Below are 11,603 nucleotides of genomic sequence, written 5' to 3'. Positions count from 1 at the left end.
GTGATTTTATATGTATGTACGTGATTTAGAAGATAAAGAGTATGTCGCACAGGTAACTTATCTTATTGAAGAAGAGTTAAATGGAAACTGTGTGTTCACAGCGAGTATCCCACCGAACAAGGTAAATTTGGTCTTTCTTGATAAGATTTCTGAAATGTGGACAATAGTTGATGATAACGACACAGAATATAAAATTATTTTTGCCAAAAAAAGAGGCGAGGGAAATGTACCATCAGTAGAGATTAAAGGGGTACCTAGATTTCATGACGATTTCGATACAGGTCGTGTTTACGAGGAGTACAACCAATCTTTCACTGCTAATGCTTGTTTTGCGACTATTTTCAACAACAGTGGCTACGTTTATCAGTTAAATGGCAGTTATAACTCTCTACAATGGGAAGGATTCGGCGGTGGATCTACTCGACTTGAAATGTTTAAAGATGCATTGAATCGATACGGAGCAGAATTTAGGGTGCTAGGAAAGGTTGTTACTATTGAGCAACAAATAGGATCTGACTTAAATGTTATGTATCGCCATCGGTTGAATGCTTCCAATATAGTTCAAGAGACTGATGCATCAGGATTCTGGACATACGCTAAAGGTTATGGTGATTATACGGATGAAGACGGTTGGCAAGGCGCTAATTTAATTCGTGAGTATACATCTCCACTTGCAAGTATTCCTGGCATTGGCATACGCCATGCTCCGCCGTTAAAAGATGGTCGTATAAAGATAACTGCAACAATGGATAACAGTTTAAAAACGATTGTTAATGAAAGCTTAAAAGTGAGTGTTACAGCTGATATACATGATTTAACGAAGCAGAAATACCCAATTGCGCAGAGTGGACTTGGTGATCGGGTATTTCTTATTGATGAAAGAATTGGATTAGATACAGAAGTGCGTGTTGTTAATCGTAGCGTGTTAAGAGATTGGCGCGGAAACATACTTGATGTTCAACTGACATTTGGAAGTCAGGACATAACCAAGAGGTATCAATCTAATTTAGATAATGCTGCTAAAACGATTAATGAGTTGATGGAAGGTATACAAAAGCTTCCGATTAACGCAATGGCAGCAGAGGTTGCAAATGTCACGAGTATGATTTTAGGTGTAACTAGTGAATTAGATATCACGCCACAAGGATTAATCGCAAAGGATAAGAACAATCCTAATTATGTTGTAGTTTTGAATAGCGCTGGATTAGGTGTAAGTACTGATGGAGGAACAACATTTAGGAATGCTATTACAGGCAGAGGTATAGTAGCAGAACGGATTTTAGCAGGAGAAATTAAAGGTTCTACACTGCGCACTGATAGTGGATCTAACTACGTTCATATAGAAAAGCAATTCATACGCTTGATGGAGTCGAATTTAGTACGTGTATATCTTGGATATTATAAAAATTCCATAAACCAACTGCAACCAACAATTGTATTAGGTGGAGATGCTGGATTTCAAGATGGTTCTTTTGTTATTAGCCAACAACCAACACAAGGGTTTTTAGGGATGGTAAAAGGTAAAGATGCTAATGGAGACCCTAAATTTATAAGTTCAATTTCACTAAGTAAAGATGGGGTAACAAGGTTAAAAAGCGATGGATTAATGTCGTTCGAATCCGCTGCTGGATTAAGCGCAACAATCACTAACGGTTCTTATTGGGTAGAATCAACAGGCGGGATCGCATTAAAAGGTGGAGCTAAATCCGTATCATTGGACAGCCAAACATCTATTGTTTTTAACTTAAACGGTAAAAATATGCTTGATGTAGTGGACAACTATGGAGAAACGGATTTACGGTTCCAAACATTATTACTTAGAAATGGAGCAGCACCTGGATATGCGGGTAAATTACAGGTTAAATCGGGGTCAGGTACTTCTTTCTCACCTGTAATGGCAAGTAATTTTGAAACATCATCACAACGTAAGTATAAAACGAACATTAGAGATGTACAGTTTAATGCTTTAGAAAAAATTATGGCGTTAAGTATTCAGCAATATAATTTAAAAACAGAAATGGAACAGTTGTATGAAATGCGGATGAAACGTCAAGAAGACGATTTGACTGTATTTACTACAAAGGATATTCCGACTCGATACGGTTGGATTGCAGATGATGAAAATACTCCGGAATGTTTTGTTACAAAAGAAAGAAATGCAGCTGAAATATATTCTTCTTTATCTCTACAGATTAGAGCGTTTCAAGAAGAAAAGATTGCAAAGGATGCTGAAATCATTGCGTTAAAAGAAGAAATTAACAAACTCAAAGAAAAAGATAAAAATCGTGAAAATAGATTATTAGCACTAGAACAAAAAATCTTATAAACGATTTAACAAAAAGTGTGCACAAGCAGGCTTTTTTATTTTGAATAAAAGGAGTGATCCATTTGGCAGAACTATTAAAAGTAAGAGAAATAACAATAGATACTATGCAGTATAAAGACTTCGCTACAAAAGAAGAAGAACTAAAGGTAATGAGATTTTATCAGAATGACTTAAACTCTGCCAAGCTATTAATCAATGTAACTCACGACAAAGTAGTTACGGATTTTTCGACGGCCACAAAGGTGCAAGTTGCATTTCAGAAGCCTGACGGTAAAAGAGTGTTTCAAGATGTACAGAATGTAAACCAAATGCAAGGTAAGTATTATGTAGTATTGAGCACACAAACACTTATTGCATATGGAAACGTAGTTGCACAATTAAGATTAACGTTCCCTAATAATAAAGTAATTGAAACGTGCAAATTTGTTTTCGCTGTTGATGAGTCGATAATGTCTGATAATGCTATGGAATCTACAAATGAGTTTCCAGTAATTCAAAAAGCAATTGAAGCTGGAAAGAAGCTTGAAGGTAAGGATATTGATGGTATTATTGCTGCAGGAGCAAAGGCAGATGCAGCCTTACCGAAAACGGGCGGTACGATGACAGGAGATTTACAACTCGAAAGAGGAACGGGGGAAAGGGCATACAGTTTCAACAAGTCGGGTGTAGTTACTACTAAAATATTAGATAATGACACACGGACGGCGCTGTATTCGCAAGATAACGCAGAAACCGTTTGGAGATACGAAAAAGCATCTAAAACATTTGAAGTAGTGGCAACTAATACAAACGTAGTTAAAAAAGCCGGGGACACGATGACAGGCGACCTTAATTTTGATCGTACAGGTACGGCAACTCGAAAAATAGCATTCAGAACTGGTGGGGTTGAACAAGTTAATATCAACCAAACAGGAGCAGGGTTCTATGGCATGTATGATGTGGCAGGTGCGCAGTCAGTTTGGGAATATAACCAATCGACTAAGACTTTTAACGTTATCGCCGCTACAAACGTAGTCAAGAAAACCGGAGATACAATGACAGGACCATTAGTCCTTGACTCAGCACCTACTATCCGAGGGGTAGGTGCTACTTTCGATATGCGACCTTACAACGGTACTGTGTATTCTAAAGGGTTCAGACACACAGTTAATACAGCGAACAACTACTATGCTGTTGCTCCTATAGATGAAAACGGAGCCGCTACATGGTCTAACCAGTTACAATTTGACGGTGCTGATGGCACACTAACTGTTAGTAATTTGAAGACTAGGAAAGATGGACGAACTAACATTCCGTTATCTTCAGAAGCGACAGCTCCGGACGTTAACTATATACTTGCAGCAGTTAGGGTAAATAATGTGGTGACGTTAAAAGGTGCAGTAACACTTAATGCGAATGCTACAGGCGTAATAGTAGCGACACTTCCACCTGATTTAAAACCCGCAGGGGGCAACCTTTCAATATACACGCCTACAGCAGACCTTTCTACAAATGTACAAGTATTTGTCAACGGTACTTCAGGAGCGATTGCATTCAGCAGTAATGCGAAAGGGAAACGAGTAGACTTCATAATAACATATGTAATCTAAAAGGAGGAATATTGATGGCTAGACAGTACGGTTATTGCTACGACGATGAGGGGAAATACACAGGTATGATCCCGGTAGATGAGAAACCGATTATCGAGAAGAAAACATACTACCGAGAAGAGCAAAAAGAAGTTGTCACAGAAGAGAAACTTTGTGAACTTCACCAATCCATTAAGGATGGTACGTATGAAGCAGAGGAGGGCGCTGAAGAACCAATCAGCAAAGAAGAATGCCTCGATTGCGTAATGAGACATGTGGAATATGAAACTGTAAAAGCACCTTATGAGGAAGATGTTGTTATAGGTTATGAGCCTGACATTCCTGAGAATTGTACTTTGGAAGTTTGCCCGGATGGCATTTATTATCCTAAATTTGTGGAAGGTAAATGGGTGAAAACAGTTGAGCCGAAGCCTGAAGAACCGCAACCTAAAGAACCTTCAGAGTTAGAAAAACTAAAAAAGCAACTCGAACTAATGCAACAAGCAATGGATGAAATGATTATAAATAATCCAGGGCAAGAGGAATTCAAAGAGTTAATTGAGAAGCAAGAATTGATTCAAAAGGCTGTAGATGAGTTAATTATTACTAGTATTCAATAAGAAGGAGTGTATGCAAAATGGCAGAATACATGGCACAACGAGTAATTGATCAAGTTTTTACGTATACATTTATCATTACAAAAATGAAGGCATACAAAGAAAGAATCGATATATACTTAACTGACAATGGAAGAGCAGACTTAATTACGGATAGCGCACAATAGTGGGCTTTTTATTTTATATAAAATACGACATTTGTAGATTAAGAGGGGCACATAATGTGGTCCTCTTTTTATTTTGAAAGGAGCTGAACCGATGCAAGAAATTCAAGATTTAAAACAAGAGATCCTCCAAATCAAATCAGATCAGAAAGATATGCAACGTGATATCCGTAACTTAGAAACCCGTACAACAGTCAATGAAAAGGACATTGTAAATATAAATAAGCTTCTTGATAAAATCAGCGCTAATACAACATGGATCCTTCGAATCATCATTGGAGCAATTGTAGCTGGATTATTAGGATTACTAATGAAAGGTGGCATGTAATATGTCAAAAGAGAATATCAAAAAACGATTCCGCAACTGGAAAACTTGGATTGCGGTTTTTTCTTTGCTTGGATTTCTATTTACGAAGTTCGGAGTTCCAGAAGCTAAGAGTTTCTTAGATGAATTGGCGCCTTATTTATTATCCGTGGGTATCGCACTCGGTATTTGGTCAGATCATGATGATAATCAAAAAGGAGATGTTGAATAATGGGTTGTTTTGCAGGTTCAGGTGGTCACAATAATATTGTACAAGGTGCAAATAGTGTTTATGGAAAAGAACATGTAGAGGATAGAAAGTTCCTTGATGCAGTTGCAAATTATGTAAAAGCAGCAGGATGGAAATATGTGAATTGTTCTGATGAGGTTGGAACAACACAAACCGCAGTTTGGAGCAATACAGCTAATAATCATTTACGCGTTGCAGATAACGATGTAGACTTACAGTTTCATTTAAATGCTTCTCCAGGTGGTACAGGTTGTGAAGTTTGGTTGCATCCTTCATATGGAAATAGAGAATTGGCTGCTAAGATTTCAAAGGCAATGGCTGATGCTTTCGGATTAAGAGATCGAGGAATCAAATTTTCTACTGAGTTAGGTTGGATTAATAAAACGAAAACAGGATTATTGCCGGAAATTTGTTTTATCGATAATGAAGTGGACATGCAGAAATACCGCGCTAACTTTGATAAAGCAGCTAAAGCAGTAGCTGAAGTTATTGTTGGAAAACCTATTCAAGGGGGCGAAAACAATACAACTAACGGTGGTTACCAATATGTTAAATCTGGTGGTTTTGGCATTTCAATGGCCCAAGAAGTTCTAAGTGCTATGAATGAGCGTGGAACCAAAGGGAAAGTTGTTTCTGATCCATTAACTGGTTTAGCGTATTTACAAACTGAAGTACTACCTAATGGTGAGCTTGATAAGATTACAGCTTGGATGGATGAAAGAAAATGGTGGTACGAGTATTTGAACTAAAAACAAAAGCCGTCCTTTATAGGACGGTCTTTTTTTAGTTCGTTGCTTCCATTAATAATCCAGCATCCAAAACGCTTTTGCTGTATGCAGCATAGTCACAACTTCAGCTCTTGTTGCTGGGTCAGTTGGTCGGGTTCCATCAAAAATATGCCATTTAACTGCATACGCATTTGTTGCTGCGAATCCAGGACGGTCTGAGTGGCCGTAGTTATATATCATTGCGGCAACTTCTTGACGAGTTACCCAGTTAGTCCCGCGTGTGCCGTCAGAGATACCATGGTTTAAAATGAAAGAGCGTCCGTAGTTAAAATCTAAGCCTCCACGCTCAAGTATTACGCGAGTCATGATTAGCCATGTGTCTTGTCGAGTTGCATAGCTATCCCTTAAATCAGCTGTGATATACCCATTTCTCATAGCCCAATTCATATGGTCGTCTGCCCAATGTGCAGCATGAGCTTCATTTGGTGCAGTTGTTGCGAAACCTACAGATAACATAATAGCTGCAGCAGCAACAATCATAAACTTTTTGAGTTTCTTTAACATAATTTCTATCCCTTCCCCTATGTAAAATTATTACAATATTATTTTACAGATAATTCTACAAAGTGTAAATGTTTAATTTCATCTAAATTCCATAATAGAAAGGAAATCGTATGTATACGTGAAAAAAAAATAAGAGCCGTCCTGTTGGGCGGCTTTTTTTTAGTTTATACTAACTAATTCATTAAATTTAAACCCTGTATTCAATCCAAAAGCATCCGTACAATACACAGTTTTCATCATCGGTTCAATGTGTAATACATTTATGTACATATCCCGGACCATTCAATCACTAAGTATTTCTCTAATAGCTTCGTATTGTTCCGGCATACTGGCGGTTGCCACTTAACCATACCGCTCCCACGTAATTTAGGTGTTCCCCAGCTTTGATTTTCCATGATGATCCCTCAATTCGTGTAATTTATGTTCATTATACACGAACGTGTGTTTTATTTAAACTGCTTCTTCGGAGTTGTTGTGCTCCTCTAATATCTTATTTAAAAATTCTATTCGTCGTTGAATAAATTCAATTTCACTTCGACGAGCTGCATTATATCCTTTAAAATGCCCTTTTGCGTAACCATCAGCAGCTTTTATTTCATTTTCAAAATCATTAATGCTATCTGTTAAGAATTGAATTCGTTCATTCATTATTTCTATGAAATATTCAACAGACTTTCTCTCCATATCCATACAGCTCCTTTTTTGTAAAATTACAATATAGTTTTACATATCCCAAAAGTCATCTGCTTTTGCATTTGGTTTCACATCACGAATGGCTTTCAATATTTTTTTCATAACAGTTGGACTAGGTATGTACTCTTTATCATTACATGCTTTAGAAACAGTGGGGCGGCTTAACTTAGCAGTCTTTTCTAAATCATGTTGATTAAATCCGTTCCGATCTAAAAAATCACCTAATTTTGTACGTTTCTTTCCTCCGAACTTCCAAAACACGTTTATCCCTCCCGAACTTATTTTCAACATTCTCGTCAAAAACGTAAAAAAATATTCGCGTAGACCGTAAAAGTTTTTTACATATTGTCCAAGCTGTGCCCCATATGATTTATCAAGGTCGCTACCAAAGTAGTTATCAAACTTATTATCAAAGCAGCTACCAAAGTAACTAGCTTAATTACTATGAAGGTAACTAGTATTTGTACTATCAAAGTAGCTATCAAGCTAGCTATAAAAGTAATACTACCAAGGTTTTCAATCAATAAACCTAAGTATCATCAGGATTTTAAATTCTGTTTATAAAGGGGAGTTTTCTATGTTAACTACATTTATTTCATTAGGAGTTTTAGGAACAACAACAATTGGTGGAGCGATATTAGAGAAACATCTTGTAAAGAATGGTCACGTTTCGGCAGCTAAACTTTTAAGTGATGGAATGTATCACGGGATGCGGATAGGTGGAGTTTGTTTCATCGGTTATGTATTTATCAAAATCTTAATCATGTTCTAGGAGGATGTGAAATGGGAATCATCAAAGAATGGCTTCATAAACAAAGTTTAAAAAATCAACTCATAGAGGTATTCGGAAAAGCAGGTTTATATGTGGACCATCAAACACGAGGTGGGAAAGTGCCGATTTATCCAAAGATACATGCCATTTCCTCCACACAAGAAAGTGTTAAATATATATTTACCATCCCAAACGGTTTGGATCCAAAGACTATTGAAAAGAAATGGTTTTGCTTTCAACAGATTTTAGGACGCAATGTTGCAATTGAAGGTGATATTAAAAAGTTTGTCCTCAATGTATTTCATTCTGATGCAGGATTAAAACAATACAATTACAACTTTAAGCAATGGCAGCCGTTACTAAAACAGCATCGACTTCCTGTTGTGGTAGGACGTGACCAATTCGGCAATATGATTGTCTATGACATGGTTGGGGCTAATACACCACACCTTCTAATCGCAGGGGAAACAGGGAGCGGTAAAAGTAGTATGATTCGCGTTGTTCTATCCACACTCATTCAATACATGTCCCCGGATAAATTGCATCTGTACCTTGGTGACTTGAAGAATTCCGAATTTCATTTCTTGAGAAGAGTGGAACACGTAAAAGAGGTTTGCATGGAAGAGATTGAAATGAAAATAATGCTTCAAAAAGTGTGGAAGGAAATACGTGAGCGTAGAAAGTTAATGGAAGAGTATGAAGTGGATCATATTGATGAATACAACAAATTGAATCCTGACAATCAGAAATCATATATATTACTCGCTATTGATGAAGTGGCCATGTTACAGGATGAAAAGGAATGTATGTCTACAGTTGAAAAGATATCGGCAGTCGGCAGGGCACTAGGGGTATTTCTTATGCTCAGTATGCAACGTCCTGATGCAAAAGTATTAGATGGTAAATTGAAGCTTAATATGACCGTTAGAATGGGCTTTAAATGTGATAGTACGATTAATAGTAATATCATGGGTACACCTGGATCAGAACACTTGGGGCAATCGGGCCAAATGATATTAAAGTTAAATGGATTAAAGAAAGTGCAAGCTCCTTATTTGGAATTAAGTAAAGCGAAACAAATTGTAGAACTTTATCGAATTTCAAAAGAGAATATGAAGCTTCAGAATCCTCCACAAGGAGAGATTCCATTGTTCGGGGTGTTAGAAGATGAGGGATAGAGATAAATCGATACTGAAAGATTTGAAACGTTTTAGATGTATGTCCAGGGATGATATTATAGATTTGCATTTTCAAGGGTTAAATAACTCAGTTACTTGTTGTAATACCGTAATGAAACGACTAAGACGTGATGGTCATGTGGATGCCAATATCTTACAGCAGCCGTATATATATTTCCCTCAACCTAGCACACTTCGAAAAACTAGCCAAAAGATTCCCCACTTCCTCGGCATTGTGGACGTATACAAACAACTTATCCATTATGAAAAACCTAAACTATTTAAAGTTGAACCAAAGTATGGTAAAGAATTTATGGAACCAGATGCATTTACAATATGGCGCAGATCTCCATTCTTCATTGAGGTTCAGAAGTCAGTTTACAGTAAAAAGATTATGCAAGATAAAATCGACAGGTATGAATTATACTTCCACAGTCAGGAATGGCATAACGAATCGTGGCAGCCGAAAGGAACTAAATATTTCCCGTCAATCCTTATTATTACTGATAAACATTATGATATTAATTCTCCTAATTTACGTGTCTTTCAAGCCTCTTCAATTAGCAATTTCATGGATAGTATTGCTGTAAAAGCATAATAAGAAGAGTTTTATTCGTGGGAATTGCATCCGTTGTAGCGTTATGCGGCGGCCTGTTTATTATGGTTGGTAGCCAGGAACGGGGATTCTCATTAATAAGTCGAGCGGGGATTGGCTATATTGTAGTTCAAATGATTCCGTTGTTTATGAGGCTGCTTGTTGAGATTGCAAAGGCTATTTAGTCCTGCTTATTGCGGGGCTTTTTTCTTTGCAGGAATTTCTTAACCCTCATGGAATACTGTCACTAGGAGGTGTCGTGACGTTATGACGGACGAAATTGTTTATTCTGCTAGTGAAGTATACAAGCGACTAGGAATAAGTGATAGCACCCTTAGAAAATACATGGAAGTATTATCACGCGAAGGATTCGCAGTAAAGAAAGATAATCGTGGCAGACGCCAATACACAGACAATGACATTATGGTGATCGAGAAATTAATTGAGCTGAGCAAGCATGACGGTATGACGCTAGAAAAGGCAGCAAAGATGATTGCGCAGCAAATAGAAAAAGTTAATCCGGATTTGATTCAAGAAGAATCTGAGGAAACGGATTTAGTGCCATTCCACATTAAACAGCAATTACAGGAACAGTACAGCGTTATGGCGCAAGAAATGAATCAGAGTATAGCATCAATGGAAAAGCGATTAAGTGAGCAGGCAAAGCAAAGCAACGAGGAAATCAAAACGAGTATAGATCAACATAATGAGCGAGTGGAAAAACGATTAGAAGCCAGGGATGAGACGTTGATGAAAACACTACGTGAGATGCAGGAATCTAAGAGATTAATGCAGGAATTTCGGGATGAGGTTGCGGCTGCGAAAGAGAAGAAAAAGCCGTGGTGGAAGTTCTGGTGAGTATATTTACACAAACTATGAACAAGTAGAGAGGAAAAATGCATACCTTTCTACTTGTTTTTATTTATGTCTTTTATAAATCCCAAAAGTCATTATTTATATCACTGTTATTTTTATATTCACTCTTTTCTTTTCCACACTTTTCGCACTTATAATAACTAACTGTCCCCATTTTCCCTCTTTTAAAATCTTCACTATCTTGAGCCTTAATAAAGTTATATTTGTGTATACATATAGGTTCTCTTACTTTATTAATCCATTTTCTTAACATAAAGTAATCACTCCACTTTACAGAATATCCTTCTTGTATTTCTGCATTTAGTATATACTACAAAATATTACCAAACAATAAACAGGTATGTCTTAGCGGACAAAACCTGTATTTTTTTAGTTCTAGCTCATAAACATATCGTGAAAAGTTGCTGCTGCAAAAGAGAAGAAACCGTGGTGGAAGTTTTGGTGAGAACGAGAAGGCTAGGTTAGTTAAATAAGGAATAATACCATTTTCTTCTATTTGGATATATAATTAATTTGTATTTTATATATAAGTAGGAGGGAATTTATGACTACAAATAAGGACTACATTCGTTATATTCGGGAAAAAGTAGGACACGATTTAATATTTCTTAATTTCGCTGGAGGTATTGTTTATAACGAGCGAAATGAAATCCTCTTACAAAAGCGGGGAGATAGAAATGAGTGGGGTCTTCCGGGTGGTGCTATGGAACTTGGAGAATCTCTTGAAGAAACCGCTAAACGAGAAATACTTGAGGAGACAGGATTAAACGTTGAGGTTGAACATCTTATAGGTGTCTACTCTAAATATTCTGGTGAGTTTCCGAACGGAGATAAAGCTCAGACTATCGTTCATTGTTTTCAATGCAAGCCAATTGATGGGGAACTTACTGCAGATGGTATTGAAACTTTAGATTTAAAATACTTCCCAATAGACCAAATACCGAAATTATTCACAAAACTACACGAAG

General features: G+C 37.0%; 18 protein-coding genes and 1 pseudogene. 13 read left to right on the top strand and 6 right to left on the bottom strand.

All coding sequences use genetic code 11. The annotated features are described in order from the left end of the window. The first annotated feature begins 10 nt into the window (after nt 1–10). The 7 genes from AC0IXC_RS27430 to AC0IXC_RS27400 all read left to right on the top strand — a co-directional run bounded on the left by AC0IXC_RS27430 (nt 11) and on the right by AC0IXC_RS27400 (nt 5,978). Nucleotides 11–2,326, top strand: a complete 2,316-nt coding sequence (locus AC0IXC_RS27430) for a phage tail protein (RefSeq protein ID WP_471653614.1) — start codon at nt 11–13, stop codon at nt 2,324–2,326. Nucleotides 2,327–2,388: 62 nt separating this feature from the next. Then, nucleotides 2,389–3,915, top strand: coding sequence for a BppU family phage baseplate upper protein (locus tag AC0IXC_RS27425; RefSeq protein WP_471653613.1), 1,527 nt, complete (start codon nt 2,389–2,391; stop codon nt 3,913–3,915). A gap of 14 nt (nt 3,916–3,929) precedes the next feature. Beyond that, nucleotides 3,930–4,514 carry a hypothetical protein gene (locus AC0IXC_RS27420; RefSeq protein WP_471653612.1) on the top strand — a complete coding sequence of 195 codons (585 nt, stop codon included), beginning with the start codon at nt 3,930–3,932 and terminating at the stop codon, nt 4,512–4,514. A gap of 17 nt (nt 4,515–4,531) precedes the next feature. Next, nucleotides 4,532–4,678, top strand: a complete 147-nt coding sequence (locus AC0IXC_RS27415) for a hypothetical protein (protein ID WP_165762374.1) — start codon at nt 4,532–4,534, stop codon at nt 4,676–4,678. A 91-nt stretch (nt 4,679–4,769) separates the two neighbouring features. Further along, nucleotides 4,770–5,003 carry a hemolysin XhlA family protein gene (locus AC0IXC_RS27410; RefSeq protein ID WP_001156199.1) on the top strand — a complete coding sequence of 78 codons (234 nt, stop codon included), beginning with the start codon at nt 4,770–4,772 and terminating at the stop codon, nt 5,001–5,003. Between the two features lies 1 nt (nt 5,004). Beyond that, a complete protein-coding gene (locus AC0IXC_RS27405) occupies nt 5,005–5,211 on the top strand; it encodes a hypothetical protein (protein WP_061686962.1) in 207 nt (68 codons plus the stop codon). Further along, nucleotides 5,211–5,978: an N-acetylmuramoyl-L-alanine amidase C-terminal domain-containing protein gene (locus AC0IXC_RS27400; protein WP_471653611.1), complete on the top strand. Its 768-nt coding sequence runs from the start codon at nt 5,211–5,213 to the stop codon at nt 5,976–5,978. Before AC0IXC_RS27405 ends, AC0IXC_RS27400 begins: the two co-directional genes overlap by 1 nt. A gap of 51 nt (nt 5,979–6,029) precedes the next feature. On the opposite strand, the gene AC0IXC_RS27395 is transcribed toward AC0IXC_RS27400, so the two are convergent. From AC0IXC_RS27395 to AC0IXC_RS27375, 5 genes and pseudogenes are all read right to left on the bottom strand, one after another. Then, entirely contained in the window at nt 6,030–6,521 is a 492-nt protein-coding gene (locus tag AC0IXC_RS27395) for a protein phosphatase 2C (RefSeq protein WP_471653610.1), read from the bottom strand. A 159-nt stretch (nt 6,522–6,680) separates the two neighbouring features. Next, nucleotides 6,681–6,803, bottom strand: a pseudogene (locus tag AC0IXC_RS27390) (YolD-like family protein); the annotation flags it as partial. Then, the gene (locus tag AC0IXC_RS27385; RefSeq protein ID WP_373688949.1) at nt 6,782–6,916 is read right to left on the bottom strand and encodes a hypothetical protein; all 135 of its coding nucleotides are present in this window, start codon (nt 6,914–6,916) and stop codon (nt 6,782–6,784) included. The gene AC0IXC_RS27385 and the pseudogene AC0IXC_RS27390, both read right to left, overlap by 22 nt. A gap of 55 nt (nt 6,917–6,971) precedes the next feature. Next, nucleotides 6,972–7,205, bottom strand: a complete 234-nt coding sequence (locus tag AC0IXC_RS27380) for a hypothetical protein (protein ID WP_377863339.1) — start codon at nt 7,203–7,205, stop codon at nt 6,972–6,974. A gap of 39 nt (nt 7,206–7,244) precedes the next feature. Next, nucleotides 7,245–7,475: a helix-turn-helix domain-containing protein gene (locus AC0IXC_RS27375; RefSeq protein ID WP_098829596.1), complete on the bottom strand. Its 231-nt coding sequence runs from the start codon at nt 7,473–7,475 to the stop codon at nt 7,245–7,247. Between the two features lie 316 nt (nt 7,476–7,791). Here AC0IXC_RS27375 and AC0IXC_RS27370 point away from each other — a divergent pair, with 316 nt between their 5' ends. The 5 genes from AC0IXC_RS27370 to AC0IXC_RS27350 all read left to right on the top strand — a co-directional run bounded on the left by AC0IXC_RS27370 (nt 7,792) and on the right by AC0IXC_RS27350 (nt 10,617). Next, nucleotides 7,792–7,986 carry a hypothetical protein gene (locus AC0IXC_RS27370; protein WP_471653609.1) on the top strand — a complete coding sequence of 65 codons (195 nt, stop codon included), beginning with the start codon at nt 7,792–7,794 and terminating at the stop codon, nt 7,984–7,986. Nucleotides 7,987–7,997: 11 nt separating this feature from the next. Next, on the top strand, nt 7,998–9,164 hold the full coding sequence (locus AC0IXC_RS27365; RefSeq protein WP_471653608.1) for an FtsK/SpoIIIE domain-containing protein: 1,167 nt from the start codon (nt 7,998–8,000) through the stop codon (nt 9,162–9,164). Beyond that, on the top strand, nt 9,154–9,762 hold the full coding sequence (locus AC0IXC_RS27360) for a replication-relaxation family protein (RefSeq protein WP_471653607.1): 609 nt from the start codon (nt 9,154–9,156) through the stop codon (nt 9,760–9,762). The genes AC0IXC_RS27365 and AC0IXC_RS27360 overlap by 11 nt, the downstream gene beginning before the upstream one ends. Nucleotides 9,763–9,779: 17 nt before the next feature. Further along, complete coding sequence (locus tag AC0IXC_RS27355; protein WP_000510445.1) at nt 9,780–9,944, top strand: hypothetical protein; 165 nt, start codon at nt 9,780–9,782, stop codon at nt 9,942–9,944. Between the two features lie 82 nt (nt 9,945–10,026). Then, nucleotides 10,027–10,617 (top strand): DUF3967 domain-containing protein, encoded by a 591-nt coding sequence (locus AC0IXC_RS27350; RefSeq protein ID WP_471653606.1) that lies wholly within the window; start codon nt 10,027–10,029, stop codon nt 10,615–10,617. Between the two features lie 73 nt (nt 10,618–10,690). Here the strand turns inward: AC0IXC_RS27350 and AC0IXC_RS27345 are convergent, their stop codons facing one another. Continuing rightward, nucleotides 10,691–10,888 (bottom strand): hypothetical protein, encoded by a 198-nt coding sequence (locus AC0IXC_RS27345; protein ID WP_471653605.1) that lies wholly within the window; start codon nt 10,886–10,888, stop codon nt 10,691–10,693. A gap of 291 nt (nt 10,889–11,179) precedes the next feature. On the opposite strand from AC0IXC_RS27345, the gene AC0IXC_RS27340 reads away from it, so the two are divergent. Further along, nucleotides 11,180–11,603: NUDIX hydrolase (locus tag AC0IXC_RS27340; RefSeq protein ID WP_471653604.1), on the top strand; the 424-nt coding region annotated here is incomplete at its 3' end.

Source organism: Bacillus sp. AC266 (genome assembly GCF_979253805.1).
The sequence above is the reverse complement of the archived record's forward strand: the minus strand, read 5'-3'. Positions and strand labels throughout refer to the sequence as shown.

Excerpts from the sequence above, each read along its gene's own strand:
- AC0IXC_RS27430 (WP_471653614.1), top strand. The coding sequence starts at position 11 with ATGTATGTACGTGATTTAGAAGATAAAGAGTATGTCGCACAGGTAACT.
- AC0IXC_RS27420 (WP_471653612.1), top strand. The coding sequence starts at position 3,930 with ATGGCTAGACAGTACGGTTATTGCTACGACGATGAGGGGAAATACACA.
- AC0IXC_RS27415 (WP_165762374.1), top strand. The coding sequence starts at position 4,532 with ATGGCAGAATACATGGCACAACGAGTAATTGATCAAGTTTTTACGTAT.
- AC0IXC_RS27410 (WP_001156199.1), top strand. The coding sequence starts at position 4,770 with ATGCAAGAAATTCAAGATTTAAAACAAGAGATCCTCCAAATCAAATCA.
- AC0IXC_RS27405 (WP_061686962.1), top strand. The coding sequence starts at position 5,005 with ATGTCAAAAGAGAATATCAAAAAACGATTCCGCAACTGGAAAACTTGG.
- AC0IXC_RS27400 (WP_471653611.1), top strand. The coding sequence starts at position 5,211 with ATGGGTTGTTTTGCAGGTTCAGGTGGTCACAATAATATTGTACAAGGT.
- AC0IXC_RS27395 (WP_471653610.1), bottom strand. The coding sequence starts at position 6,521 with ATGTTAAAGAAACTCAAAAAGTTTATGATTGTTGCTGCTGCAGCTATT.
- AC0IXC_RS27385 (WP_373688949.1), bottom strand. The coding sequence starts at position 6,916 with ATGGAAAATCAAAGCTGGGGAACACCTAAATTACGTGGGAGCGGTATG.
- AC0IXC_RS27380 (WP_377863339.1), bottom strand. The coding sequence starts at position 7,205 with ATGGAGAGAAAGTCTGTTGAATATTTCATAGAAATAATGAATGAACGA.
- AC0IXC_RS27370 (WP_471653609.1), top strand. The coding sequence starts at position 7,792 with ATGTTAACTACATTTATTTCATTAGGAGTTTTAGGAACAACAACAATT.
- AC0IXC_RS27365 (WP_471653608.1), top strand. The coding sequence starts at position 7,998 with ATGGGAATCATCAAAGAATGGCTTCATAAACAAAGTTTAAAAAATCAA.
- AC0IXC_RS27360 (WP_471653607.1), top strand. The coding sequence starts at position 9,154 with ATGAGGGATAGAGATAAATCGATACTGAAAGATTTGAAACGTTTTAGA.
- AC0IXC_RS27350 (WP_471653606.1), top strand. The coding sequence starts at position 10,027 with ATGACGGACGAAATTGTTTATTCTGCTAGTGAAGTATACAAGCGACTA.
- AC0IXC_RS27345 (WP_471653605.1), bottom strand. The coding sequence starts at position 10,888 with ATGTTAAGAAAATGGATTAATAAAGTAAGAGAACCTATATGTATACAC.